17 protein-coding genes, 1 pseudogene and 2 riboswitches are annotated in these 25,503 nt (G+C 72.9%); of the genes and pseudogenes, 12 read left to right on the plus strand and 6 right to left on the minus strand.

Translation table 11 applies throughout. From position 1 onward, the window contains the following. Window positions 1-24: 24 nt before the first annotated feature. On the minus strand, window positions 25-1,437 hold the full coding sequence (locus tag ACIPXB_RS23775) for a hypothetical protein (protein WP_401453034.1): 1,413 nt from the start codon (window positions 1,435-1,437) through the stop codon (window positions 25-27). Window positions 1,438-1,552: 115 nt separating this feature from the next. Beyond that, a riboswitch (cobalamin riboswitch) is annotated at window positions 1,553-1,691 on the minus strand. A 119-nt stretch (window positions 1,692-1,810) separates the two neighbouring features. After that, a riboswitch (cobalamin riboswitch) is annotated at window positions 1,811-1,881 on the plus strand. A gap of 131 nt (window positions 1,882-2,012) precedes the next feature. On the opposite strand from ACIPXB_RS23775, the gene ACIPXB_RS23780 reads away from it, so the two are divergent. The 8 genes from ACIPXB_RS23780 to ACIPXB_RS23815 all read left to right on the plus strand — a co-directional run bounded on the left by ACIPXB_RS23780 (window position 2,013) and on the right by ACIPXB_RS23815 (window position 12,132). Then, window positions 2,013-5,012 carry a prenyltransferase/squalene oxidase repeat-containing protein gene (locus ACIPXB_RS23780; RefSeq protein ID WP_401453091.1) on the plus strand — a complete coding sequence of 1,000 codons (3,000 nt, stop codon included), beginning with the start codon at window positions 2,013-2,015 and terminating at the stop codon, window positions 5,010-5,012. After that, entirely contained in the window at window positions 5,009-5,953 is a 945-nt protein-coding gene (locus tag ACIPXB_RS23785; RefSeq protein ID WP_401453036.1) for a hypothetical protein, read from the plus strand. The genes ACIPXB_RS23780 and ACIPXB_RS23785 overlap by 4 nt, the downstream gene beginning before the upstream one ends. A gap of 4 nt (window positions 5,954-5,957) precedes the next feature. After that, complete coding sequence (locus ACIPXB_RS23790) at window positions 5,958-7,166, plus strand: energy-coupling factor transporter transmembrane component T (RefSeq protein WP_401453037.1); 1,209 nt, start codon at window positions 5,958-5,960, stop codon at window positions 7,164-7,166. Further along, window positions 7,163-8,863, plus strand: coding sequence for an ABC transporter ATP-binding protein (locus ACIPXB_RS23795; RefSeq protein WP_401453039.1), 1,701 nt, complete (start codon window positions 7,163-7,165; stop codon window positions 8,861-8,863). The genes ACIPXB_RS23790 and ACIPXB_RS23795 overlap by 4 nt, the downstream gene beginning before the upstream one ends. Further along, window positions 8,860-9,726, plus strand: a complete 867-nt coding sequence (locus ACIPXB_RS23800) for an ECF transporter S component (protein ID WP_401453041.1) — start codon at window positions 8,860-8,862, stop codon at window positions 9,724-9,726. The genes ACIPXB_RS23795 and ACIPXB_RS23800 overlap by 4 nt, the downstream gene beginning before the upstream one ends. Before the next feature lie 67 nt (window positions 9,727-9,793). After that, window positions 9,794-10,561, plus strand: a complete 768-nt coding sequence (locus ACIPXB_RS23805; protein WP_401453043.1) for a hypothetical protein — start codon at window positions 9,794-9,796, stop codon at window positions 10,559-10,561. A gap of 216 nt (window positions 10,562-10,777) precedes the next feature. After that, the gene (locus tag ACIPXB_RS23810) at window positions 10,778-11,392 is read left to right on the plus strand and encodes a sigma-70 family RNA polymerase sigma factor (RefSeq protein ID WP_401453045.1); all 615 of its coding nucleotides are present in this window, start codon (window positions 10,778-10,780) and stop codon (window positions 11,390-11,392) included. 83 nt (window positions 11,393-11,475) lie between these two features. Continuing rightward, window positions 11,476-12,132, plus strand: coding sequence for a DUF4389 domain-containing protein (locus ACIPXB_RS23815; protein ID WP_401453047.1), 657 nt, complete (start codon window positions 11,476-11,478; stop codon window positions 12,130-12,132). A 45-nt stretch (window positions 12,133-12,177) separates the two neighbouring features. Here ACIPXB_RS23815 and ACIPXB_RS23820 read toward each other — a convergent pair whose 3' ends face one another. Next, on the minus strand, window positions 12,178-12,579 hold the full coding sequence (locus ACIPXB_RS23820; protein WP_401453049.1) for a DUF4440 domain-containing protein: 402 nt from the start codon (window positions 12,577-12,579) through the stop codon (window positions 12,178-12,180). Between the two features lie 149 nt (window positions 12,580-12,728). Between ACIPXB_RS23820 and ACIPXB_RS23825 the strand changes: the two genes are divergently transcribed. Then, complete coding sequence (locus tag ACIPXB_RS23825) at window positions 12,729-13,694, plus strand: SMP-30/gluconolactonase/LRE family protein (protein WP_401453051.1); 966 nt, start codon at window positions 12,729-12,731, stop codon at window positions 13,692-13,694. A 10-nt stretch (window positions 13,695-13,704) separates the two neighbouring features. Here ACIPXB_RS23825 and ACIPXB_RS23830 read toward each other — a convergent pair. The 3 genes and pseudogenes from ACIPXB_RS23830 to ACIPXB_RS23840 form a co-directional block, all read right to left on the minus strand. Beyond that, window positions 13,705-14,262: pseudogene (locus ACIPXB_RS23830) on the minus strand (ATP-binding cassette domain-containing protein); the annotation flags it as partial. A gap of 275 nt (window positions 14,263-14,537) precedes the next feature. Beyond that, window positions 14,538-15,140, minus strand: a complete 603-nt coding sequence (locus ACIPXB_RS23835) for a TetR family transcriptional regulator (protein WP_401453053.1) — start codon at window positions 15,138-15,140, stop codon at window positions 14,538-14,540. Window positions 15,141-15,180: 40 nt separating this feature from the next. Further along, entirely contained in the window at window positions 15,181-16,692 is a 1,512-nt protein-coding gene (locus ACIPXB_RS23840) for an FAD-dependent monooxygenase (protein ID WP_401453055.1), read from the minus strand. A gap of 346 nt (window positions 16,693-17,038) precedes the next feature. Here ACIPXB_RS23840 and ACIPXB_RS23845 point away from each other — a divergent pair, with 346 nt between their 5' ends. The 3 genes from ACIPXB_RS23845 to ACIPXB_RS23855 all read left to right on the plus strand — a co-directional run bounded on the left by ACIPXB_RS23845 (window position 17,039) and on the right by ACIPXB_RS23855 (window position 24,271). Next, window positions 17,039-19,102: a flotillin family protein gene (locus ACIPXB_RS23845; RefSeq protein WP_401453057.1), complete on the plus strand. Its 2,064-nt coding sequence runs from the start codon at window positions 17,039-17,041 to the stop codon at window positions 19,100-19,102. Between the two features lie 97 nt (window positions 19,103-19,199). Then, entirely contained in the window at window positions 19,200-24,098 is a 4,899-nt protein-coding gene (locus ACIPXB_RS23850) for a DNA repair ATPase (RefSeq protein ID WP_401453059.1), read from the plus strand. Next, window positions 24,098-24,271, plus strand: coding sequence for a hypothetical protein (locus ACIPXB_RS23855; protein ID WP_401453061.1), 174 nt, complete (start codon window positions 24,098-24,100; stop codon window positions 24,269-24,271). The genes ACIPXB_RS23850 and ACIPXB_RS23855 overlap by 1 nt, the downstream gene beginning before the upstream one ends. An 18-nt stretch (window positions 24,272-24,289) precedes the next feature. Here the strand turns inward: ACIPXB_RS23855 and ACIPXB_RS23860 are convergent, their stop codons facing one another. After that, complete coding sequence (locus ACIPXB_RS23860; RefSeq protein ID WP_401453063.1) at window positions 24,290-25,051, minus strand: ion channel; 762 nt, start codon at window positions 25,049-25,051, stop codon at window positions 24,290-24,292. Between the last annotated feature and the right edge of the window lie 452 nt (window positions 25,052-25,503).

Genomic DNA, 25,503 nt, shown 5'->3' on the forward strand with positions numbered 1-25,503 from the left:
CGGTTCCTTCCAGGAGGGGAACAGTCAGCTGCCGTAGCGCAGGGCGATGGTGTCACCCACGTTGATGATCTTCTCGCGCTGCGCGCCGGCGAAGGCGGAGCCGTCGACGCTGACCTTCCAGGTCGAGCCACCGCTGTTGGAGACGCCGTTGACCGCGGTGATGGTGCCGGTGCCCGATGCGGGGGTCACGCTCGTGACGCAGCCCGCCGGGGTGGCGCCGGTGGTGGCCGCGGCCAGGACGTCGCCGAGGGTGGTGGTCGTACCGGTGGGCGTGAAGGCCACCGAGCAGACCTTGAGGCCGCCGGTGCCGTCGTCGACGGTCAGGGCCAGCTTGGTCGCCGTACCGGCGGTGAAGGTGCTCTGCGCCACCCACTGCGGGGCGCCCGGGGTGACCGGGACCGGCGGGGCGGTGGTGAAGCCGCCGCCGGCGACCGCGCGCAGGGCGTCGATGGAGGCGTAGGACGTCGGCGTGGTGTCGGCCGGCTTGTACTTGAAGCCGCCGGCCGGGTTGAACTGGTTGGCGATCAGGAAGTCGATCGGGGTCCTGCCCGCGGGCGTGCGGAAGTCCCCGGTCTGCGGGTTGATGCCGCAGGCGTTCAGGCCCGCCACGCCCCAGCCGTTGGAGCTGGTGTTGATGCCGTACAGGGAGTTGAAGGCGCCGGTGGTGTTGGCCAGCTTGCCCTTGAGGAAGTTCTTCGCCTGGACGACGTCGGCGTCGGTGCCCGGGACCCCGGAGACGCACAGCGCGGCCATGGCGGCACCCGTCATATCCACGTCGCTCGCGGAGTTGAGGACGGTCGGGTTGCCCTCGGCCTTCTGGTACGTCCAGCCGCCGTCCACGTGCTGGTTGGCGCGGATCCGGGTGACCATGGCGTCGGTCAGCGCCTGCGGGACGCGGTTGCCGCCGGCCTGGGTCTTGGCGCCGCCCAGCGAAAGGGCCGCGAACACGGTGCCGTTGAAGTTCCCGGACGGGCCGAAGTAGCCCGCCTCCGCCGTCTGCCAGTACGAGTAGACGTGGGCGATGAGGTTGCGGGAGGCCGAGACCCGGGCCGGGTCGATGCCGGCGGCGTACGCGTTGAGCGTGCCGCGCTCGTAGTCGGTGACCACGGGGGAAGCCTGCGGCCAGCCCGCCGTCGAGAGCAGGTTGCGGTAGACGGTCCGGGCGTTCTTCGTGGTGTCGCCACCGGGGTGGACGTCGGCGACGGCCGTACCGCTCGCGGCGAAGGCGGTGAACGCCCACTCGTTGGACAGTCCGGCGCCGGCGTACGAACCGTCCGCGGCCTGGAGGGACTTGAGGTAGGCGACGCCGTTGGTCTTGGACGTGGCGATCTGCGCGGGCGACGAGGTCGCGGCGGCGGGCAGCGCGGTGAGGGCGAACGCGGCCAGCGCGGCGGGCACCGCGAGCGCGAGGCGGCGGGAGGTACGGGGACGGGACATGGCCTGCTCCTGGAATCGGCGGACGCCGACCGCTGCCGGCGAACTCCCCCGACGCCGCGCTCCACGCGCGGCCGGGCACACCGGAGGGCCGCCGCCCGGAACGCGTGGTACGGCTTCCTGTACTGCATCGCCGGATGGGCATTCGGGCTCGGAAACGGCCCCTGCCGTCCCACACCGCTGCGCGTCAGCTCCGGCTTCGCACCGGATTCCCCCATGTGGCAGCCCAGGACGCTACCCGAGTGATCAATGGTCCGCCAGCCACCCCGGAGCGGGCTACGGGCGCCGCTGGAGCGCCGCTCCAGTGAGACGCAGAGCACCTTGACGCTGTCTTTATCCGCGTGTTCCACTCCGACTGATAAGCACTCAGCTCCAGGGGAAGCCGGTCTGAATCCGGCGCTGACCCGCAGCCGTGGGCCCGGCATCGTCCGGGCGAGCCGGAATGCCTGGGGCCAGGTTTCAGCGAGAAGCGCCGTCGCGGACTACGGCGTGGTTCGATCGGCTTCCCCGGGGCCCACGGTGCCCGGCGGGAGCCCTTTGCCACGCACGCGTCCGCCCGGCAGACACGAGGGGCCGTGGTGGGGACCGCAGAGCAAGCAGAGCAACGCGTCGGGGGCAAGCGGCTGCTGTCGCTCGTGTCCGCGGCGCTGCTGACGTTCACGGCGGGCGTGGCCTTCCTGAGCGGCAGTACGTCCGCCTCGGCCGACCCGGTCGAGGGCTGCACGGCGACCACCGGCGCGATCGTCGCCGTCGACTTCGGCCCGTTCGGCGGCAAGGTCGAGCGGGGCTGCGACACCACCCCCACCACGGGGTACGACCTGCTGCACGAGGCCGGCTTCACCACCGAGGGCACCGTCCACGACGGCCCCGGCTTCATCTGCCGGATCGGCAACGGCTCCTTCAACTCCGGTACGCAGTACCCCACTCCGGAGAACGAGGACTGCGTCCTCACCCCGCAGGCCTCCGCCTACTGGTCGTACTGGATCGCCTCGCCCGGCCAGCAGAACTGGACGTACAGCCCGCTGGGCGCGATGGCCCGCCAGCCGAAGCCGGGCGACGTGGACGCCTGGGTGTTCGGCGGTACGGACATCGGCGGGACGCGTGGCAAGCCCACGTTCTCCCCCGACGACGTACGCGCCGGGGGCGGCGGCCCCCGCCCCACGCCGACCGGGCCGACCGGCCCGCCCACCGTGCCGCCGGGCACCGTCGACGTGCCCGCCGCCACGCGCTGGCTCACCGGCCGGCTGACCGACGGGCAGCGGATCGTCGACGAGGGCTCCACCACCCCGAACCACCTGCTGACCACCGAGGTCGTCTACGCCCTCGCGAGCGCCGACCGCGAGAGCCCGGCGGCCCGGAGGATCGCGGACTTCCTCGCGACGCCCGAGCAGACGGACGCGTACGCCTACCCGGCGGGCAAGGACGGCATCCCGGACGCGTCCGCCGCCGCGCGGCTCGCGCTCGTCGCCGAGGCCACGGGCAAGGACCCGCGCGCCTTCGGCGGGCACGACCTGCTCGGCGATCTGGTGAAGTACGTCTGCCCGCGCGACATCGGCGACGGCGAGACGGTGGAGGGCTGCCTGACCAAGGGCGACTTCCGCACCACCGGCCAGGCCGACGCCCAGGCGATGGCCGTCATCGCGCTGCTGAACGGCGGGGTGACCCCGCCGGCCGACGCCGTGAACCGGCTGACGCTGCTCCAGTGCGAGGACGGCGGCTTCACCGGCGTCCTCATCCGCGCGGGCGAGTGGTGCGACAGCGACGCGAGCTCCACCGGCCTGATCGCCCTGGCCCTCAAGCGGGCCGGCGGCCACGACACGGTCGTGGAGAAGGCCCGCGCCCATCTGCGCAAGGCCCAGCTGCCCACCGGCGGCTGGCCCGCCGCCGCCTACATGACCACCGGCAGCGCGAGTTCCACCGGCTGGGCGGCGCAGGCGCTGCGCGCCCTCGGCGACACCGCGCACGCCGACGCGGGTCTGTTCTGGCTCTCCAAGCAGCAACTCCCCGAGGGCGGCTTCTCCTTCGAGGAGGGGCTGACCGACTCCCAGGTGTACGCCACCGCCCCGGCGGTCGTCGCGGCCGGCAGGACGGACCTGGTGGCGCTGACCACGCGGAAGACCGCCCCGACGCCCACGCCGACGCCCACGCCCACGCCCACGCCGACCCCCACGCCCACGCCGACCCCCACGCCCACGCCGACGCCCACCCCGACCCCCACGCCGAAGCCGACGCCCACGCCCACCCCGACGTCGACCGGCCCCAAGCCGACCGTCCCGCCGGGTGACGGGCCCGACCTCCAGAAGGCCACCGCGTTCATCACCAGCCCCAAGAACCTGATCCAGGGCCGGTACTACGAGGAGGAAACCCGCAACTTCGCCACGTACGGCCTGACCATCGACGGTGCCTACGCGCTCGCCGCCACCGGCACCGACGACGCCACCCTGCGCAACATCGTCGACTTCCTCGACAAGGGCGGCAAGGACGGCTCGGGCCGGACCGTCCACGACTGGACCCTGATCGGCACCAAGTACGCCGTCGGCGGCGCCATCGGCAAGACCGCGCTGCTCGCCGAGGCCGTCGGCCGCGACCCGCGCAACTTCGGCGGCCAGAACCTCCTCGCCGCCCTGGCCAAGGACACCTGCCGGGCACCGAGCCCGAACGCCAAGGCCGTCCCGTTCTGCGGCGGCAAGGGCGCCTACGGCAACGCCCAGTCCGTCTTCGACCAGTCCCTCGGCGTCATCGCGCAGGTCCGCGCCGGCGAGTCGGCCGCCGCGGCCGAACCGATCGCCTACCTCAAGAGCCTCCAGCGTCCCAACGGCTCCTTCGACAGCATGCTCGTCACCGCGAGCGGGGACGACGTGGACTCCACCGCCATGGCCGCCATGACCCTGGACCTGCTCCCCGACGCGCAGTCGCAGGCGGCCGTGGACAAGGCCGTGGCCTGGGTCGCGGCGCAGCAGTTGCCCGACGGCGGCTTCCCGGGCGCCTCCGGCAACTCCGTCAACTCCGCCGCCCTCGCCATCCAGGGCATGTCCCTGGACGCGGGGAAGTACGAGGCGCAGATCGCCAAGGCCCGTAAGTTCCTGGCGAGCCAGCAGAACGCCGACGGCGGTTTCAACACCGCCAAGGACAAGCAGCCCGGCTCCAACGTCCGCGCCTCCGTACAGGCCCTGGGCGGCACCACCGGCATCTCCTTCGCGACCCTCACCCGCAGCCTCGACGGCACCACGCCGCAGCCGATCCCCACCATCACCGCCACGGAAGGTGCGTCGGGCGGCAACGGCGGCACGGGAACCTCGGGCAGCACCGGTGGCGCACCCGTCATCATCACGCCCGGCGACACCTCGGGCACCACGGCAGGCGCGGGTGGCACCGGCGGCACCGGCGGCACCGGCAGCACCGGCGGCACCGGCGGCACCCATGGCACCGCCTCCCAGGGCGGTTCGGGCGGCAGCCTCGCCTCCACCGGTGTCCAGGTCGGCGCCCTCGCGGCCGCGGCCGCCGTGCTGACGCTGGCCGGCTGGCGGCTCGTCGTCACGGCCCGCGCCCGCCGCAACTCCGCGGAGGGCGGCCGGTGATCGCCCGCCTGACCCGTACCGCCGCCCGCACCGTCGTACGGGCGGCGGCCGCCCTCGGCCTGACGGTGGCCGCGCTCGGCGCGACCACCGGCCCGGCCGCCGCGGCCCCGCAGCCGATGGGCCAGTGCACGACCTCCTCCGGGGTCGTGCTGGCCGTGGACTTCAGCCACTGGGGCGGGCCCGTCTACCGCTCCTGCGGTACGACGCCCACCACGGGGTACGAGCTGCTCAACCAGGGCGGCTGGGCCACCACCGGCACCGGCCACGACGGCCCGGCGTTCATCTGCCGGATCGGCTACAGCGGTCACCAGGGCGGCAAGCAGTACCCGACGCCCCAGCAGGACGACTGCGTGCTGACCCCGCCGGCCTCCGCCTACTGGTCGTACTGGCACGCGGGCCCCGGCCAGAACACCTGGGAGTACAGCCAGCTGGGCGCGATGCTCTACAAGCCGAAGCCCGGCAGCGTCGACCTGTGGATCTTCGGCGCGACGAACGTCGAGGGCACCCAGGGCAAGCCCCGGGTCACCCCGGACCAGCTGCGCGCCAAGAACGACCGGCCCACGGGCGGTCCGGTACCCAAGGACACCCGGACGGCGGCCCCGCTGCCGCCGAACGTCAACACCGGTCCCAAGCCGGAACAGCCCCGGCCGGCCGACCCGGCCCCGAGCACACCACCGGCACCCGCCCCGACCCCGGCCCCGTCCGCGCCGGAGAGCCCCTCGCCCTCCCCGTCCCCGTCGGAGAGCGCCTCGCCCACCCCGTCGGCACCGGCCGCGCTCGCCGCGCCGTCCGCCGGGCCCCCGGTCGTGGACGCGGCGCCCGCCGCGGACGCCGAGCACGACGCGGGCTCGTACCTGCCCGCCGTCGCCACCGGCGCGCTGGTGCTGCTGATCGCCGCCGCCGGGGTGTACGCCGCCAAGCGACGCCGCCGTACGGAGTAGCCGCGTGTCCCGCACCACCACGGCAACGGCCACGCCGCCCGTGTCCGGCTCCGCGCCGGACGCGGGCGGCCGTCGGCTGCCCCGCACCCTGCACCCGGTGGCCTGGTGGATCTGGGCGCTGGCCCTGGCCACCGCCGTCAGCCGCACCAACAACCCGCTGCTGCTCTTCCTCGTCCTCGCGGTCCTCGGTTTCGTCGTCACCATGCGCCGCACCGAGGCCCCCTGGGCGCGCGGTTTCACGTACTACCTCTACCTCGCGCTCACGGTCGTCGCGATCCGCGTGCTCTTCCGGGCGGTCTTCGCCACCGGGATCACCCCGCGCGACCACTTCCTGTTCTCGCTGCCGCACATCCCGACCCCCGACTGGTACGCCGGCATCCAGATCGGCGGCCCGGTCTCCCTGGAGGCGCTGCTGTCCGCCGCCACCGACGGGCTGCGCCTGGCGTGCATGCTGTGCTGCATCGGCGCCGCGAACACCCTGGCCAACCCCAAGCGGGCGCTGCGGGTGCTGCCCGGGGCGCTGTACGAACTCGGCGTCGCCGTCACGGTGTCGATCAGCGTGGCACCCCAACTCGTCCAGAGCGTGCAGCGGGTGGTCAGGGCCCGCCGGCTGCGCGCCGGGCGCACCAAGGGCCTGCGGGCACTGCGCGGGATCGTCGTGCCCGTCCTGGAGGACGCCCTGGAGCGCTCGTTGCGGCTGGCCGCCGCGATGGACTCCCGGGGGTACGGCCGGGCCGGCACCGCCACCCGCGGCTCCCGGCGGCTCACCGGCGCGCTGATGCTGCTGGGCATGTGCGGCCTGTGCGCGGGCGCCTACGGGCTCCTGGACGCGACCGCGCCCACCTTGCTGGGCCTGCCCGCGCTGGCGGCGGGGAGCGTGCTGTGCGTCGCCGGGCTGCGGCTCGGCGGGCGCCGGACCACCCGGACCACGTACCGGCCCGACCCGTGGCGGTTCCCCGAGTGGGCCGTCGCCGGGTGCGGGGTGCTCTCGGCCGTGCTGCTCTTCACCAACATCGGCTTCAACGCGGCCGAGTTGAACCCGTCCATCTATCCGCTCAGCTGGCCGACGCTGCCGCTGGTACCGGCCGCGGCGATCCTGCTCGCCGGCGCGGCCGGGTTCCTGGCCCCGCCGCCGGCCCCGCCCGTCCGGCCCGCACCGCCCGTCCGGCCCGCACCGCCCGTCCCGGCACGGCGCACCGAGGAACCCACGTGATCACCTTCGACCAGGTCAGTGTCCAGTACGACGACGCCGCCGAGCCGGTCCTGCGCGAGGTGGACCTGACGGTCGACGAGGGCGAGTTGTGCCTCGTCATCGGCCACACCGGCGTCGGCAAGTCCACCCTGCTCGGCGCGGTCAACGGGCTCGTCCCGCACTTCACCGGCGGCACCCTCTCCGGCCGGGTCACGGTCGACGGCCGCGACACGGCCACGCATCCGCCGCGCGAGCTCGCCGACGTGGTGGGCGTGGTCGGCCAGGATCCGCTCGACGGTTTCGTCACCGACACCGTCGAGGAGGAACTGGCGTACACGATGGAGCAGTTGGCGGTGCCGCCGGCCGTGATGCGCAAACGCGTCGAGGAGACCCTGGACCTGCTGGGCCTGGCCGACCTGCGCCACCGCGCCCTGCACGAGCTCTCCGGCGGGCAGCAGCAGCGGGTGGCGATCGGCTCCGTCCTCACCGCCCACCCGCGCGTGCTGGTCCTGGACGAGCCGACGTCCGCACTCGACCCGACCGCCGCCGAGGAGGTGCTGGCCGCCGTCACCCGGCTGGTGCACGACCTCGGGGTCACGGTGCTGCTCGCCGAGCACCGGCTGGAGCGGGTCGTGCAGTACGCCGACCGGGTCATCCATCTGCCCGGCGACGGCCGGGTGGTGGCCGGGACACCGGCCGAGGTCTTCGTCACGTCGCCCATCGCGCCGCCCATCGTGGAACTGGGCCGGACCGCCGGCTGGGACCCGCTGCCGCTGTCGATCCGGGACGCCCGGCGCGCGGCCGCCCCCGTACGGAGCCGCCTGGCCGCCACCGCCGCGCCGCCGGTGCGCGGCCGTACGCCGGTCGGCGACGCCCCGGTCCTGCTCGACGCGCGCGGCGTGACCGTGACCTACCACGGCACGCCCGCCGTCCGCGAGGTCGACCTCGCGCTGCGCTCGGGGGAGGTCACCGCGCTGATGGGCCGCAACGGTTCGGGCAAGTCCTCGCTGCTGTGGGCGCTCCAGGGATCCGGCCCGCGCAAGGCCGGCCGCGTGCGGGTGACGGCCGAGGGCGGCGCGGGCGAGCCGGCCGATCCGCGCGAGCTGCCGGCCTCGGCGGCGCGCCGGCTCGTGGGCCTGGTCCCCCAGACCCCCACCGATCTGCTCTACCTGGAGAGCGTCAAGCAGGAACTCGACCAGGCGGACTCCGAGTCGGCCGTCGGCGCCGACGCGCCCGCCGCCCGCGAGATCCTCGACCGGCTGGCCCCGGGCATCGACGGTGCGACCCACCCGCGCGACCTGTCCGAGGGCCAGAAGCTGGCCCTGGTGCTCGCCATCCAGCTGTCCGCCGCCCCCGGGGTCGTGCTCCTCGACGAGCCCACCCGGGGTCTGGACTACCGGGCCAAGGACCAGCTGATCCGGATCGTCGACGACCTCGCCGCGCAGGGGCGGGCCGTGGTGATCTCCACGCACGACGTGGAGTTCGTGGCGCGCGCCGCCGACCGGGTGGTGGTGATGGCCGAGGGTGATGTGGTCGCCGACGGCCCGACCACCGAAGTGATCGTCGCCTCCCCGGTGTTCGCCCCGCAGGTCGCCAAGATCCTGGCCCCGCTGCCCTTCCTGACCGTGGGCCAGGTGGCCGCCGTACTCCCGAACGACGAGGACCGCCAGGACCGCGAGGACCGCGAGGGCGGCGAGGACAGCGAGGACACCCCGTGACGGACCTGCCCCGCGCCGCGACGGCCATCCGGATCACCCCGCGCGCCGGCGTCGTCATCGCGCTCGCGGCCTTCCTCGGACTGGTCGCCTTCTTCTGGCCGTTCGTGGTCGCCCCGGGGAAGTTCGGCTCGAACTACGCGCCGCCGCTGATCTTCGGGGTGCTGCTCGTCCTCGTCCTGTGCGTGGTGTTCTCCGAGATCGCCGAGGGCGGGATCAACTCCAAGGCGCTGGCCATGCTCGGCGTGCTCTCGGCGGTCAACGCCGCCCTGCGCCCGCTGGGGGCGGGCACGGCGGGCATCGAGACGGTCTTCTTCATCCTGGTCCTCGCCGGCCGCGTGTACGGCCCGGGCTTCGGCTTCGCCCTCGGCTGTACGTCGCTGTTCGCCTCCGCGCTCATCACCGGCGGGGTCGGGCCCTGGATGCCGTACCAGATGTTCGGCTGCGCCTTCGTCGGCATGCTCGCCGGGATGCTGCCGAAGGCCACCGGGCGGCGCGAGGTGTTCCTGCTGGCCGGCTACGGCTCGGTCTCCGGCTACCTCTTCGGCTTCCTCCTCAACCTCTCCTTCTGGCCGTTCTCCCTCGACCCGAACAGCTCCATCGCCTACCTGCCGGGCCTGCCCTTCACCGAGCAGTTCCAGCGCTACCTCGCCTTCGACCTCGCCACCTCCCTCGGCTGGGACACCGGCCGGGCCGTGACGAACTTCGTCTGCATCACCCTGGCGGGCCCGGCGGTCCTGACCACCTTCCGGCGCGCCGCCCGCCGGGCCCGCTTCCAGGCCCCGGTGCGCTTCCGGGACGGCGGCCGCATTCCGGCCCCACTACCTCATGTCTCGGCTGCCACAAAGGGACTTGAGAGGAATTAGCAGGCTGCATCAAGGTTCCCGATCCCCTCTGTGCCCCTCGGCGCGGGGATGCGACGATGAGCCCGCCATGACTCCGGGTCGAAGTTACCGCGCGTTCCGGGCCGCGATGTTCGCGGCCACCTGCGTGCTGCTCGCGGCCCTCGGCCACGTCCTCATGTCGGGGACGGCCGTCCCCTGGTGGGCGCTCGCGGCGGCCCTGGCCGGCACGGGTGCGGTGGCGTGGTGCGCGGCCGGTCGTGAACGCGGTCTCCTGGCCGTCACGTCGGCGACCGTCGCCGTCCAGGCCGCCCTGCACGCCGGGTTCTCCCTGGCGCAGGCGGCGGCGCACGGCGGCGGCTCCGGGGCCGCCCCGCTCGCCCGGCGGTGGGTCCAGTACCTGCTGTGCGGCGCGACCGGGACCGGCTCCGCCCGGCCCGCCGAGGGCGGGCACGCCCACCACCACGCCATGGGGACGATGCCGTCCGGCCACCCCATGACGGACCTGGCCGGCGCCGCGGACGCCGTCGGCATGGGTGGCGTGGGCGGCATGAGCGGTACGGCCGGAATGGACGGGCCGCACGCCATGGCCCCGAGCGGCATGCTCGCCGCCCACCTGCTGGCCGCCCTGCTCTGCGGCCTCTGGCTCGCGTACGGCGAACAGGGCGCGTTCCGTGTCCTGCGCGCCGTGGCCGGCTGGCTCCTCGTGCCGCTGCGCCCGCTGCTCCGGCTGCCCGCGCCGCCGGACCTGCCGCGCCGGCGCGCCCGCCGGGACCGCGGGTCGGGGCCGCTGCGCCGGCTGCTGCCCGGTCACACCATCACCTCACGGGGTCCGCCTCCCGGGACCGCTGTCGTCTGACAGCCGGCTCCCCGACGCGCGCCCGTGTTCCCGGCGCGCGCCTCGGGCATCGGCCCTGCCGCCCGGCAGCCGCCGTACCGCTCACCGGCCCGCCCCGCCCGTCGCAGCCGTCACTCCTCTCGCGCCCGCAACACCAACACCACGCAGCGCGATGCGACGCGGCCCCCCGCGTGCGCCGGATTTCCGGATCCCGGATTCCCGTAAGGACACCAGGCGATGACCCCTGCCCTGCTCCTCTCCGCCAGGACGGCCACCCCTGCCGCCGAGGCGCCTGCGCGCCACACCGCCGGCACCGACGAGCCGACGACCCGGCTGGCGCTCGCCGCCCGCGACGGCGACCCCGACGCCGTGGACCGCTTCGTCCGCGCCCTGCACCGTGACGTCTGGCGCTACGTCGCCTACCTCAGCGCCGATCCGCAGTCCGCGGACGACCTCACGCAGGAGACGTTCCTGCGGGCGCTGGGCAGCCTGCACCGCTTCGAGGGCCGCTCCTCGGCTCGCACCTGGCTGCTGTCCATCGCCCGGCGCACGGTCGCGGACAGCCTGCGCCACAAGGCGGCCCGCCCGAGAATCTCCGACCGGGACGACTGGCAGGCCGCCGCCGAGCAGGCCCAGCCCCGCGACCTGCCGGGCTTCGACGACGGCATCGCCCTCGCCGAGCTGCTCACGACGATCCCCGCCGAGCGCCGCGACGTCTTCGTCCTGACCCAGCTCCTGGGCCTGCCCTACGCGGAGGCCGCCGACCTCCTCGGATGCCCGGTCGGGACCATCCGCTCCCGTGTGGCCCGCGCGCGCACCTCCCTGATCGAGCTCGTGGCCGCGGCCGCCTGACGGGCACGGGCAGCGCTCGCAGGTCTCCCGCCGCGGGCGCACGCTGGAGTGGGGGGTGAGTTCGGCGCGGAAGGAGTCCGGTCATGACCTCGCCCACCGCCTACCGCCCGGTACGGGTGTCGGCGTCCCTGGACCTGCCGCTGTCGCGCTGGCTGTGGCTGGTGAAGTGGATCCTGGTGATCCCGCACATCGTGGTGCTCGCCTTCCTGTGGATCGCCTTCGTGGTCGTGAGCGTGGTCGCGTTCTTCGCGATCCTGTTCACCGAGCGCTATCCACGGGCCCTGTTCGACTTCAACCTCGGTGTGCTGCGCTGGAGCTGGCGGGTCTCCTACTACGCGTACGGCACCCTCGGCACCGACCGCTACCCACCGTTCACCCTGGGTGATGTACCGGACTATCCGGCCCGTCTCGACATCGCCTATCCCGAGCGGCTGTCCCGGGGCCTGGTGCTGGTCAAGTGGTGGCTGCTGGCCATCCCGCAGTACCTGGTCGTCGGCATCTTCTGCGGCGGCTGGGACATGGGCCACCACGGCGGACCGGGACTCATCGCACTGCTGGTGCTGTTCGCGGCCATCGCCCTGGCCTTCACCGGCACCTATCCCCGGGACCTGTTCTCGCTGATCACGGGCCTGAACCGGTGGGTGCTGCGGGTCACGGCCTACGCGGCGCTGATGACGGACGACTACCCGCCCTTCCGGCTCGACATGGGCGGCCGCGATCCGGGCGACCCGCTCCCGTGAGTCCCACGCCCCGCGTCCGGCGCCCGACGCCCGCCGCCCGGCCGGTCAGGGTGCGTCGTACCAGGAGAACGCCACGATCCGCCAGCCGTCGTCCGGGGTGCGCACGAACTGGATGGTCTTGGTGCCGCCGCCCTCGAACGGCTCCCCGTCCAGGATCCCGGACTTGCGGTACGTGCCGAAGCGCGAGGCGACGTCCCCGGTGATCTCGGTCCGTTCCGAGGTCTCCCACTCGGCGAACTCGGCCAGCCGCCCGCCCGTGAGCAGGCGTTCGCGGGGCTCGATGAACTCCTCCACCGAGTAGACGGTGAAGTCGGGGCCGGTCTTCACGATCACCCCGCCCGGCACGACCAGCCGCCGGATCCGCCCGACATCGGCGGCCTTCCCGCCCCGGTTGTCGAAGGCGCCGAAGAACTCGGCGGTCAGCACGTCGATCTCGACCTTGGACATGCCGCGACCCTAACACCCGGGCGGAGCCCGTCCGTTCGACTCCGAAGGACACGTTCGACACCGACCCCCACCGGGGTAGACCACCGGGCGTACGGCAGTCCACAGCAGCCCATCGCGATCCGAGCGGATCCCCCGAAGGAAGGCGTCCGATGACGTTACGCGCCCACGACCGGACCCGGAACCGGCACCGGAGCCGGGCCCGCGGCCGCCTCATGGCGGTGACGCCGGCACTGGCACTGGCACTGGCGCTCGCCGCCGCCCTCCCGGCGGCGGCGCCCGCCCATGCCGCGCCGGCCTGCGCGAGCGGCACCGCCACGGCCGCCCCCGTCGAGGTGGCGCGGATACCCGACTGGGTCGAGTCCATCGCCGTCGACCGGCGGGGCCGGATGTTCGCCACCGCCTACTTCTCGGGCCGGGTCTACCGCATCGACGCGCCCGGCCGTGAACCGGTCGCGATCACCGGACCGGTCGGCGCCAACGGCGGGATCGTCGTCCGCGAGGACGGGCGGCTGCTCGTCGGCACCGGGAACGACCTCCTGCACTCGGTGACGGGCGACGCCTTCCCGGTGTCCGAACTGCTGCTGGTGGAACCGGACTCCGGCGAGGTCAGTACGTACGCCTCGGGGCTCGGCGGCATCGACGGCGTCGCCCTCGCCCCCGACGGCACCGTGTACACCACCACCCTGGGCGGGCGGACCATCGGCCGGGTCACACCGGACGGCCGGGTCGACCCCGCCTGGGCGCGGGTCCCGCAGCCGAACGGCATCGCCGTCTCCCCGGACGGCAGCGAGGTGTACGTCGTCCAGACCACCCTCGCCCCCGGGCTGTACCGCATCCCCGTGACCGACCCCGGGCACCCCCGGCGGTGGATCTCCACCGGGGGCACCGACACGCTCGCCCTCCCCGACGGCCTCACCCTCGACGCCCTCGGCCGGCCGCTGATCGCCACCCACACGGCCGGCCAGATCTGGCGTGCCGAGGGCTCGGCCCTGTGCACGGTGGCCTCGGGGCTGCCGCTGTCCACGCAGATCACGTTCGGGCGGGGCGAGCAGGGCTTCTCGGCCGGGAAGCTCTACCGCTCGGGCGTCGACGGCCGTATCCAGGAGATCCGGTAGCGCGCCGGGGTCAGTGCAGGTCGGCCGGGGCGCCGGCCTCGTCGTGCAGGAAGCCGCCCGACTGGTGCTGCCACAGCCTCGCGTAGGAGCCGTCCGCCGCGAGCAGTTCCTGGTGCGTGCCCTGCTCGACGATCCTGCCGCGGTCGACGACGACGAGCCGGTCCATCCCGGCGACCGTGCTCAGCCGGTGCGCCACGACCAGGGCCGTCCGCCCCTCCATGAGCCGCCACAGGGCGTCCTGGACGAGGATCTCGCTCTCGGAGTCCAGGGCGCTGGTCGCCTCGTCGAGCAGCAGGACCGGCGCGTCGCGCAGGATCGCCCGGGCCCGGGCGACCCGCTGGCGCTGTCCGCCGGACAGCTTGACCCCGCGCTCGCCGACCATCGTGTCGAAGCCGTCCGGGAGGGCGTCGGCGAACTCCGTGACGTGCGCCGCCTCGGCGGCGCGGCGGACCTCGGCGTCGGTGGCGCCCGGCCGCGCGAACGCGATGTTCTCGCGCAGCGTGCGGTGGAACATCGCCGGGTCCTGCGGCACGTACGCGATCAGGCCGCGAAGCGCACCTCGGCACCTTGGGACCGCAGCGGTTCCGGCACGGCCGGGTCGAGCACGGCCGGCGGGGTCAGCAGCACACGAGAGCGCTCCCTCAGCCCTGATCACGACGGTCTGTTCTTCCTGGAATTCCATTGGACCAGCTCGCCTCGCCGCGGGTTCCCGCCGCCGCATACCTGCCCGCCTCCTCAGCAATCCACGGGAAGCCGGGGTGAAGGAATCACGTGAGATGCGGCGAAACCTCGATGGCGCCGACCGGCCTCGTGCGGAGGGCATCAGCTCGTCACCGTTCACGTTCACGTCTGGGCGCGGGACGGGCACAGTGCCCCGAACGCCTCTTCGACCAGGTCGGGCAGGTCGCGTGCGCCGTCGCTGTCGACCCACGTGGCCAGAGCCGTGGTCACCGCCGCGAGAGCGGCCGCGGCGATGACGCGCCGGGAGAGTTCGCTCCGGCCGGGTTCACGGGCTTCCAGAGCCTGTGCGAACAGCCGCTGTGTCGCGTACTGGTTGTCCCAGGTGCGGGCACGAAGGGCAGGGGTTTCGAGGATGAGCCGCGTACGGGCGAGCAGGGCTTCCCTCCCTGCTTCATACACCTCCTCGAGCCCTTGGAGCAGGGCTTCGCGGAGGGCGGTGAGGTCGGACTCGTGAGGTGGGCGCTCCTGGATGAGCCGGGCGATGAGCGGGTCGTAGTCGTCGGACTCGACCACGGATTCCTTGGTGGGGAAGTACCGGAAGAAGGTCATGTGGGAGACTCCGGCCGCGGCGGCGATCTCCTCGACGGTGGTGTTCTGGTAGCCCCGGGCCAGGAAGAGGCGCAGGGCGTGTTCCTGGATCCGCCGGCGAGTCTGGGCCTTCTTGCGCTCGCGCAGTCCGGGGACCGGTGTCGGTGATGTATTCATGCGACTTGGTGCCTCTACCGCTTCCACTGTTTTCTCGCGCTCATCGCCGGGCGCCGTCCACGAGTATCCGCGACAGCACCCGGTCCATGGCCGCTGATGAAGTGCCGCGCCAGGCCAGGTGTCCGTCGGGCCGTACGAGGAGCGTGTCCTGCTGACCCTTCGGCGCGATGAGTCGGGAGAACCGGCCCGCACCGAGGTGGCGGGCGGCGACCGCTTCCCCATCCGGTTCCGACGGGCCGTCCTCGGGGGTGAGCAGCGCCCAGCGCCCGCCCAGTTCGTCGTGGAGGCGTGTCGCGGTACCGTCCACGCGCGTGCACGTGAGGTCGGGGATGCGGTCTCCGGCCTGGGGGCCGGCCGAGGGGAGGCGCCGGCCGGCACCGAGCGGCCCTCGGCGGTAGGTGAGGGCCAGCTGGGAGGACTTCTCCCAGATCCGGCGCTGGACCACGGACTGGTTCAGCAGGGGGACGAAGACACGGTCGCGCAGGAGGCGGGCCCACGGCGTGCCGCCGAGGACGAGGCCCGTCATGGCGCTGGTGGAGGACAGCACCTCCCGGGCGACTGGTCGTCGTTCCGCCTCGTAGGTGTCGAGCAGCCCGGCACCCGCACGGCCGGCCGCGACCAGGGCCAGCTTCCAGGCCAGGTTCTCGGCGTCGCCCAGGCCCGTGTTCATGCCCTGCCCACCGAACGGGCTGTGGATGTGCGCCGCGTCACCGGCGAGGAGGACGCGGCCCTCGCGGTAGGTCGAGGCCAGGCGCCGGTGGATCCGGAACACCGATTCCCAGTGGACTGCGTCGACGAGCCCGGTCGGCACGCCCGCCTCCGCCGTGAGCAGATCCGCGAGGATGTCCGCCGGCCGAGGGGCGAGGGCGTCCTCCGCATCCGTCGGCGCCGGGGCCATCAGCCGCCAGAGGTCCTCCCCCGGCAGGGGGAACGCCCCGAGCATGGTGTCGCCGCGCAGCCAGACCGCGACGGTGTCCCGGGGCAGCGGCAGGCGGGCGGTCACGTCGGCGAGGAGGAAGCGTTCGACGAGCGGCACACCGGGGAAGGCGATTCCGGCGGCCTTGCGGACACGGCTGTGCGCCCCGTCGCACCCCACCAGCCACCCGGCCCGCACCTCACCGTCCTGGCACCTCAGCAGGACCTCGTCCGCCTCCTGGCGCAGGTCAATGACTTCGCGGTGCCACTCGACCTCCACTCCGAGTCCCGACAGGCGGGACCGCAGACGTGCCTCCACATCGGCCTGGGAGACGAGCAGCCCGGGCCTCGTCACCAGCTTCGTGGGCCGACCCACCGGAAGCCGGGCCAGCAGCCTGCCGTCGACATGGGTCGCCACCTGGCCGATCCGGACGGACCTCTCGGGGATGTCACCGAGTGCGCCCAGCCGGGCGAGCACCTCGGCACCCCGCGGCTGAAGCCCCAGGGCACGCGACGTATCCGCCGGCCCGGTCGCCCGATCCAGCACCCGGACGTCCAGCCCGGCGGCACGCAGTGCGCACGCTGCCGCCAGCCCAGTGGGTCCGGCGCCGACGACGACGACCGTCTCGGACGGCATGACCACCTCCCGCGTAGGCGCTTCAGTAAGAAATGTTAGCCCCTAACGTTTTGGCTGGTCATACCCCGTCGCGTTAAAGCGGCGTAAAGACTGCCGGTCGTCGGCAGTGACCGAGTCTCAACTCGCCGGGCAGGATGGAGACATCAAGGCGCCGCGAGGCTCTGCCTGCCGAAGGCCGGAATCGGACGGCGACGGGTGGCGGCCATGCCGGACGGGGAATCCGAACATGCAGGTTGCCTCCTCCTGGTGTTTCCGGTTGGTCGTCCGCCACCGGTCCGCCGCGCCCATCCGTGTGCGGCTGGTCGTCCGCGCCGCACCTGCACTCACTTTCAAGGGGGGATCCTTCATGGATGCCATCACGACGGGCTTCGGTCTGCTCGTCCTCAGTCTCCTGGTCGTCGCACTCGTCGTGGTGATCGTCCTGACACGGTTGTTCCGCAAGGTGGAGCAGGGCAAGGCCCTGATCGTGTCGAAGATGCGGAAGGTCGACGTCACCTTCACCGGCCAGGTGGTGCTGCCGGTCCTGCACAAGGCCGAGGTCATGGACATCTCGGTGAAGGCCATCGAGATCTCCCGGACCGGCCGCGACGGACTGATCTGCAGGGACAACATCCGCGCGGACATCCGGATCTCGTTCTTCGTCCGCGTGAACAAGACCGCCGAGGACGTCATCAGGGTCGCCCAGGCCATCGGCACGGCACGGGCCAGTGACAAGGAGACGCTGCAGGAACTGTTCAGCGCCAAGTTCTCCGAGGCGCTCAAGACCGTCGGCAAGCAGCTGGACTTCACCGACCTCTACACCAAGCGCGAGGAACTCCGCTTCAAGATCATCGAGATCATCGGCATCGATCTCAACGGCTACAGCCTGGAGGACGCCGCCATCGACTACCTGGAGCAGACCCCGCTCGCCCAGCTCGACGCCGGCAACATCCTCGACGCCCAGGGCATTCGCAAGATCACCGAGCTGACCGCCATCGAGAACGTCCGCACCAACGAGTACCGGCAGCACGAACAGAAGGAGATCACCCGCCAGAACGTCGACGCCCGCGAAGCCATCCTGGAGCTGGAACGCCGGCAGGCCGACGCCGAGATCAAGCAGCGCCGCGAGATCGAGACGGTACGGGCCCGCGAGGAGGCCGAGACCGCACGGGTGGTGGAGGAGGAGCGGCTGCGCGCGCAGACCGCCTTCCTCAAGACGGAGGAACACCTCGGCGTCCAGCGGGAGAACCAGGCCCGCGAAGTGGCCGTCGCCGCGAAGAACCGCGAGCGGGTCATCGCCATCGAGAACGAGCGGATCGAGAAGGACCGGCTGCTGGAGGTCATCGCGCGGGAGCGGGAGACCGAGCTCACCCGGATCGCGGCCGACAAGGAAGTCGAGACCGAAAGGCGGGAGATCGCCGAGGTCGTGCGCGAGCGGGTGGCGGTGGACCGGACGGTCGCCGAGCAGGAGGAGTCCATCAAGCGGCTGCGCGCCGTGGAGGAGGCCGAGCGCACCCGGCAGGCGGTCGTCATCGCTGCCGAGGCCGAAGCACAGGAGAAGCTGGTCAAGGACATCAAGGCGGCGGAGGCCGCCGAGCAGGCGGCCGTCCACCGGGCCGCGGAGGAACTGACCCTCGCCGAGGCCCGCAACAAGGCCGCCGACCTCGACGCGCGGGCCAAGATCCGCCTCGCCGAGGGCGTCCAGGCGGAGGCCGCCGCCGAGGGGCTGGCCGCCGTCGCCGTACGGGAGAAGGAGGCGGACGTCATCGAGAAGGCCGGCCGGGCGGAGGCCGAGGCCACGACGGCCCGGCTGAAGGCGGAAGCGGACGGCGCCCGCGAGATGGCCATGGCCGAAGCGGTCGGCATCGGCGAGAAGCTGAAGGCGGAGGCAGCCGGTCTGACCGAGAAGGCGGCGGCGATGGCCGCCCTGGACGAAGCGTCGCGCACCCACGAGGAGTACCGGCTGCGGCTGGAGGCCGAGAAGGAGGTCCGGCTCGCCGGGCTCGACGCCCAGCGGCGGGTGGCCGAGGCCCAGGCCACGGTGCTCGCCACCGGCCTGGAGAGCGCCGACATCAGCATCGTCGGCGGGGAGTCCGCCTTCTTCGACCGCATCGTCGGAGCGATGTCGATGGGCCGTGCCGTCGACGGGTTCATGGACAACTCACGGACGGCGAAGGCCCTGACCGCCGACTGGCTGGACGGCAGCGGCTCGTTCACCGAGGACCTCACCCGCGCCCTGGGTGCCGTCTCCACCGCCGACGTGCGCAACCTGACCGTCTCCGCCCTCCTCATGAAGCTCATGCCGGCGGAGTCCGGGCAGCTGGACGATCTCATGGCAAGGGCGAAGGACCTCGGACTGGCCGACCTGCCGGTCAGTGAACTCACCGGTAAGGCCACGGCGTCGGCCGTGAACGGCGCCACCAAGGGCTGACCGCCACGGGGGTGCGGTCACCGGCCGGGAAGCCACCGCGCAGGGGGCGGCGGCTTCCCGGCCACATCACGATCTTGTACGCGAGGGAGCAGAACGAATGACGACGGGCACCGACACCGGGACGTACGGCATGCTCAGCGACCGGCTCGTGGCCCAGGCCGCGGAGCTGGCCAAGGCCGCCGCGGCGCTCAACGAGGCCCGGATCGCCGCGTTCGGCTCGTCGGAACTGAGGCTGACCGGCTCCGGACACCTTCCCACGGCCGATAACCGGATCCCCGTAGATCTGGTCGGGGTCGGGAACCTTCTGCTCCTCGGCTACCACGGGTCCGGCGATCAGCGGGGCGAGAAGGCTGTCGGGGACGTCCTCGCCCTGTACGACCGCGACCAGAACCGGCTCCCCGAGGAGGCCGCACCCGGCCTCCTCGACGACCCGGCCTTCCGGCGGGAGTTCGAAACCCTCCACCGCTACTACCACGCCGCCCGGCTGCAGCGACTGCGGCACGTGGGCGGCAAGCTGCTCGCCGTGTTCCAGGTCGGCGAGCAGGCGGAGGACATCCGTGTCCTGCGCTGGTCGCTCACGCCCTCCGGCGGGGCCCGCTTCCTGGATGCCCGGGGCGAACGCGACCACACGGTCCCTTCCCCCGATGACGTCCGCTGGCAGGAGACCACGAGGAACGACCACGTCCTGAGCGGGCATCCCCACGTCTCCGTCGACGGACGGATCCTCGTCTCCACCGTCGGCGGCGCCCTCACCCTCAAGACCGCGAACGCCACCGGGCCGGACGAGGTCCTTCATCACGAACCGGTCGACGAGCCCCTCCAGTCCCTCGCGGACGCGGAGATCTCCTACGCCGTCGTCGGACCGCTGATCCTGCTCCGCGTGCTGCCGTACAAGGAGCAGACCCGGCGTCACCTGGTGTACAACTCCGTCACCGGCGTGGTGGTGCGGCTTGACGGCATCGGACGGTCCTGCCGCCGGCTCCCGGACGACGAGGGAATCGTCTTCCCGGGCGGCTACTGCCTCGCCTCCGGCACGGTCAAGACCTTCGACACGGACACCTCGGACCTGGAGTTCGACCGCCTGGTGCCGTCCCCGAACGGCGAGGACCTGCTGTTCGTCTTCCGGCCCCGCGCCGGCGGCCGCAGCCTGCTCCTCCCCTACAACACGATCCGCAAGGAGATCTCGGCGCCGCTCTCCTGCCACGGCCACGCCCGGTTCGACGACGGCACCCTGGTCGCCCTGCGAGCGGACACCGACCGCCCGGGCCGGGCCCACCCGGTGCAGGTCTGGCACACACCCTTCACCTCCGACGCCCTCCCCGCCGCCGCTGTGGACGGTCCCCTCGGCCGCATCGGGAACGCCGATCTCGTCCGGGCGGTCGCCGACGCCCTGGCCATCGCCCGGCAGGCCACCGACACGCGGACCGCGCCCACCGGCACCGCCGCCGCCCTGTACGAGACGCTGCTAGCCGCCTGCGTGCGTACCGCCGACCGCTTCCCCTGGCTCGCCGAGGCCGCGGACACCGATTCCGGCAGCCCGGACCTCGCCGGCCTGCTGGAGGCCGTACGGACGACCACGACACAGATCCTGGAGGAGTTCGAAACCGTCCGGATCCTGATCGCGCAGGCCGCCGACGCACTCGCCGAGGCCCACCGGTCCGCCACCGGCCTCATCCGCCGGATCCGAGGCGAGTCACCGGCCGGAGCCGACGAGTGGATCGACCGCATCACCGAACTGCGCAATGCACAGGGGCACTTGGTGACCCTCAAGGAGATGCGGTACGCCGACACCGCCGGCATCGACACCCTGGCCGGAGAGGTGGCCGCCGCGCTCGACTCCACCGCGCACCGGGCCGTGGCCCACCTCCGGCGTGAGGACGCCTTCGCCGGCTACGGCACCGAAGCCGACCGGCTCACCACCGAGGCCCGGGCGATCACCAAGGTCGCCGAGGCCGAGCCGCTGCGCCGACAGGTGGAGGGCCACACCGCCGGCCTCCAGCACCTCACCGAGGTCGTGTCCGGCCTGGAGGTCGGTGACGCGACCGTCCGCATCTCCCTCCTGGAGCGCATCGCCGAGGTGACAGCGGGCCTCAACCGGGCCCGAGCCACGCTCGACACCCGCCGGCATGAACTTCTCCGCAAGGAGGACAGCGCCGAGTTCGCGGCCGAGTTCGCGCTCCTCGGCCAGACCGTCACCGGCGCCCTGGCCGCTGCCGACACCCCTGACGACTGTGACGCCCAGCTCGCCCGCCTGCTGCTCCGGCTGGAGAACCTGGAAGCCCGCTTCGCCGAGCACGAGGACTTCCTCGCCCAGGTCTCCGAGAAGCGCACCGAGGTGCACGACGCCTTCGCGGCCCGCCGCCAGAGCCTCCAGGACGCCCGGGCCCGGCGCGCCGAGAGCCTCGCCCAGTCCGCCCACCGCGTGCTGGAGTCCCTGGTCCGCCGGGCCTCCGCCCTCACCGACGAGGACGAGGTCAACACCTACTTCGCCTCGGACCCCTTGGTGGCCGGCCTGCGCCGCAACATCGACCACCTGCGCGGACTCGGCGACGGCGTGCGCGCGGAGGAGCTGACGGGCGGGCTGGCGGCGGCCCGGCAGGAAGCGGGCCGCGCGCTGCGCGACCGCACGGACCTGTTCACGGACGGCGGGGACACGATCCGCCTGGGCCGGCACCTCTTCGCCGTCACCCGACACCCCTCCGAACTCACCCTGGTGCCGGGCCAGGACGGCATGGCGTTCGCGCTGACCGGCACCGACTACCGGCGCCCGGTCACCGATCCCGCGTTCGCGGCCACCCGCGCGTACTGGGACCGGACGGTACCCAGTGAGTCGGCCGAGGTGTACCGTGCCGAACACCTGGCGGCCCGGCTGCTGGCCGAGCACGGCACCGCGGTCCTCACCGAGGCCGGTGACGCACTCGACGTCCTGGTCCGGCGGGCCGCCGAGGCCGCGTACGACGAGGGCTACGAGCGCGGGGTCCACGACCACGACGCCACCGCGATCCTGCGCGTCCTCCTCCGGCTGCGTGAGGGTGCCGGCATGCTGTCCCACCCGGCCGGGGAAAGGGCGGCCGCCGTCCTCTTCTGGGCCCACGGCCTCAGCGAGGACGCACGCGCGTCGCTGCACCGCCGCGCGGCTTCCCTGGGGCGGGCCCGCCGCCTCTTCGGCACCGCTCCGGCGCTCGACGCCCTCCGGGCCGAACTCGCCCACGCCATCGCGGCGTTCGCGCCCGACCCGGCCCGTCCCGAGTCGGCCGCCGCGTACCTCCTCGAAGAGCTGACGTCAGGGCCGAAGGGATTCGCGGTCTCGGCCGCCGCCCGGAAGCTGCTCGGCGCGTTCCGCATCGACGTGGGCACGCCCGGCGCCGCTCCCTACGCCGAGGACCTCGCCGCCCTCCCCGGCCTGGCCGAACGCCGGCAGCTCGTGGAGGGCTGGCTCGGTGCCTACGCGGCGGCGGCCGACAGCCCGGTCGACGAGGGCGACATCGCCGAGGCGACCGCCGTGGAGCTGTGCCCGACCCTGTCCCGCTACGACGTCGAGGGCGACACGACCGCGACTGTGACGGGCCTGCTCGGAACCCACCCGCGCGTACACGAGGGCGCGCTCGGATTGCGCCTGGACGAGTTCCTGGCCCGCACCTCGGAGTTCGCCGCCGTGAGCGTCCCGGGCTTCCGCTCCTACCAGCGACAGCGCACCGCTCTGGTCGAAGCCGAGCAGGCCAGGCTGCGGCTCGACGCGCACCGGCCGCGCGTCATGTCCTCCTTCGTCCGCAACCGCCTGATCGACGAGGTCTACCTCCCCCTCGTCGGCGACAGCCTCGCCAAGCAGCTTGGGGCCGCCGGCAACGCCAAGCGCACCGACTCCCACGGCCTGCTGCTGCTCCTCTCCCCGCCGGGCTACGGCAAGACGACCCTCATGGAATACGTCGCCCAGCGGCTCGGCCTGCTCCTGGTGAAGGTCGACGGCCCGGCCCTCGGCCCGGCCACCACCTCGCTCGACCCGGCCGCCGCTCCGGACGATGCGGCCCGCCGCGAACTGGAGAAGATCGCTTTCGCCCTGGCGGCCGGGAACAACGTCCTCCTCCACCTCGACGACATCCAGCACACCTCCCCGGAACTGCTCCAGAAGTTCATCCCGCTGTGCGACGCCACCCGCACCCTGAACGGGCGCGACCTGCGCGGAAAGCGGTTCGCCGTCTGCATGGCCGGCAACCCGTACACCGGGTCCGGGCAGCGCTTCCAGGTGCCCGACATGCTCGCCAACCGGGCCGACGTGTGGAACCTCGGGGACGTCCTCACCGGAAAGGAGGACGCCTTCGCGTTCAGCTTCGTCGAGAACGCACTCACCTCGAACCCCGTCCTCGCCCCGCTCGCCGGACGCGACCGCGCCGACCTCGAACTCCTCGTCCGGCTCGCCGAGGGCGACCCCGCGGCCCGCGCCGACCGGCTGACCCACGCCTACGCCCCGGCCGAGCTCGAAGAGGTGCTCGCCGTACTGCGCCGGCTCGTGGCCGCGCGGCGCACCGTCCTCGCCGTCAACACCGTCTACATCGCCTCGGCCGCACAGGACGAGGACAGCCGCACCGAGCCCCCGTTCCTGCTCCAGGGCTCCTACCGCTCCATGAACAGGATCGCGGCCCGGCTCTCGCCCGCGATGAACGACGCCGAACTGGCCGCCGTCATCGACGACCACTACACCGCCGAGGCGCAGACCCTCACCACGGGTGCCGAGGCCAATCTCCTCAAACTGGCCGCCCTGCGCGGCACCCTCACCCCACCGCAAGCCGCCCGCTGGTCGGAGATCACCGCCTCGTACGTCCGCGCACGGACGGTCGGCGGCGCAGACCGGGACCCGGTGAACCGGGCCGTGGCCGCTCTCGGCCTCCTCGCCGACCGGCTCGCCGCCGTTGAAAGCGCCATCCGGAAGGACAGGACGGAAGAGACATGGCCAAACGGGTACACGCATCGCTCGGGGACAAGTGGATCCGCTGTCTGATGTGCCAGGGCGACGAGTTCCGCGAGAGGGGTGTGAAGCTCAACAGCTCCGGCTTCGAGTTCTTCAACCTCGCCTGGGCCGACGAGACCGCCACCGGGCTCATCTGCCTGTCGTGCGGATACGTCCACCTCTTCGTCAATCCCGACATCCGGCTGCACCGCGTCCGCCGGTAGGGAGCCGGCGACCCCCGTTCAGGCACCATCCAGGTCGCCGTGGTCGCGGGCGAACGCCTCGAACACCTCGAGCGCCCTCCCCCGGGTATGGAGGAAACGGTCGTCGAGGATGACGGCCAGGTCGTCCAGGGCTGCGCGGAGTACGGCCGCCGACATCCGGACGTCGGGGTGGCGGCCGGCCGAGGCCTGGCCGGCGAGATCCACGGCCTTCCCGATCTGGTGGGCGAGGGAGATGCGGCCGTCTCCGTCATGGAAGTAGTACGACTCGGCGTACTGGAGGAAGTCCACGCAGACCACGGACACGTCAGCGGCCAGGCTGTCGAGGATCGCGGCGCCCGCGTCGGCGTCGACCTGGTCCGTGGTGGGCCGGGTGCGGGCGAGATGTGAGATCCGCAGGGCCAGGGAGCGCCGGCGTGCCAGCGCCGGGTAGATGCCCAGGGTCCAGGCGACGGTCGCACTCAGCAGGGCGAAGCCGACCAGGGACTCCATCGGCGCGACGATCCTGAGCCGGCCCTCCGTGGGAGCGATGTCACCCAGTCCGAGTGTCGAGATGTGGACCAGGGACACGTACAGAGCGTCTTGGAATCCCGCGTGGTCGGAGGGCCTCAGGCCCGGGGTGTATGTGAAGGCCTCGGGCATGTGCGGCCAGTAGATGAGGGCCCATCCGACGACTGCCGCCAGGGACCATGCGACCACGACGACCGCCATCCCGAGGGGGCCGGCCAGCCCTGCGGCACGGCGTCGCCGGGACAGCTTCGACAGGCGCCACACGGTGGTCATGACCAAGCGGCTGCGGCCGCCGTGGCGAGTCGGGTGCCACAAGGTGTGGAACACGTCCCGAAGGACGAGCAGCACCAATGCCGCACCAGCGGCAGCCGCCGACCAGCCCATTCGGCTTCCTCTCCACGGGGCAGGCCCGACCGGGTCGGGTTCGGCCCGGCCGGCGGCGCCACATCTGCCTCCGGGCCGGGCAGGCACGGTCAGCAGTCCTCGGTGTCTTCCCTACCAGCGTGCGCGGTGGGGCGAACGGGGACTCGCCGGGTCCGCGCGTTCGCTCAGCAGAACCTCAGATCCGGATAACGATCGCGTCACTAGACCTGGGCAAACACCGCAAAAATCCAGCCTTTGTGAACGTCGTCACTAAAGGCTGCGTAAAGAACGTGCTAGGAATACGCAACTCCGCTCCGGCCCACCCCTCGCCGGAGGCACGGAACGGCGGCCGTCACCAGGCC

Source organism: Streptomyces sp. NPDC090022, from assembly GCF_044748145.1.
In the GTDB taxonomy this organism is placed as follows: domain Bacteria; phylum Actinomycetota; class Actinomycetes; order Streptomycetales; family Streptomycetaceae; genus Streptomyces.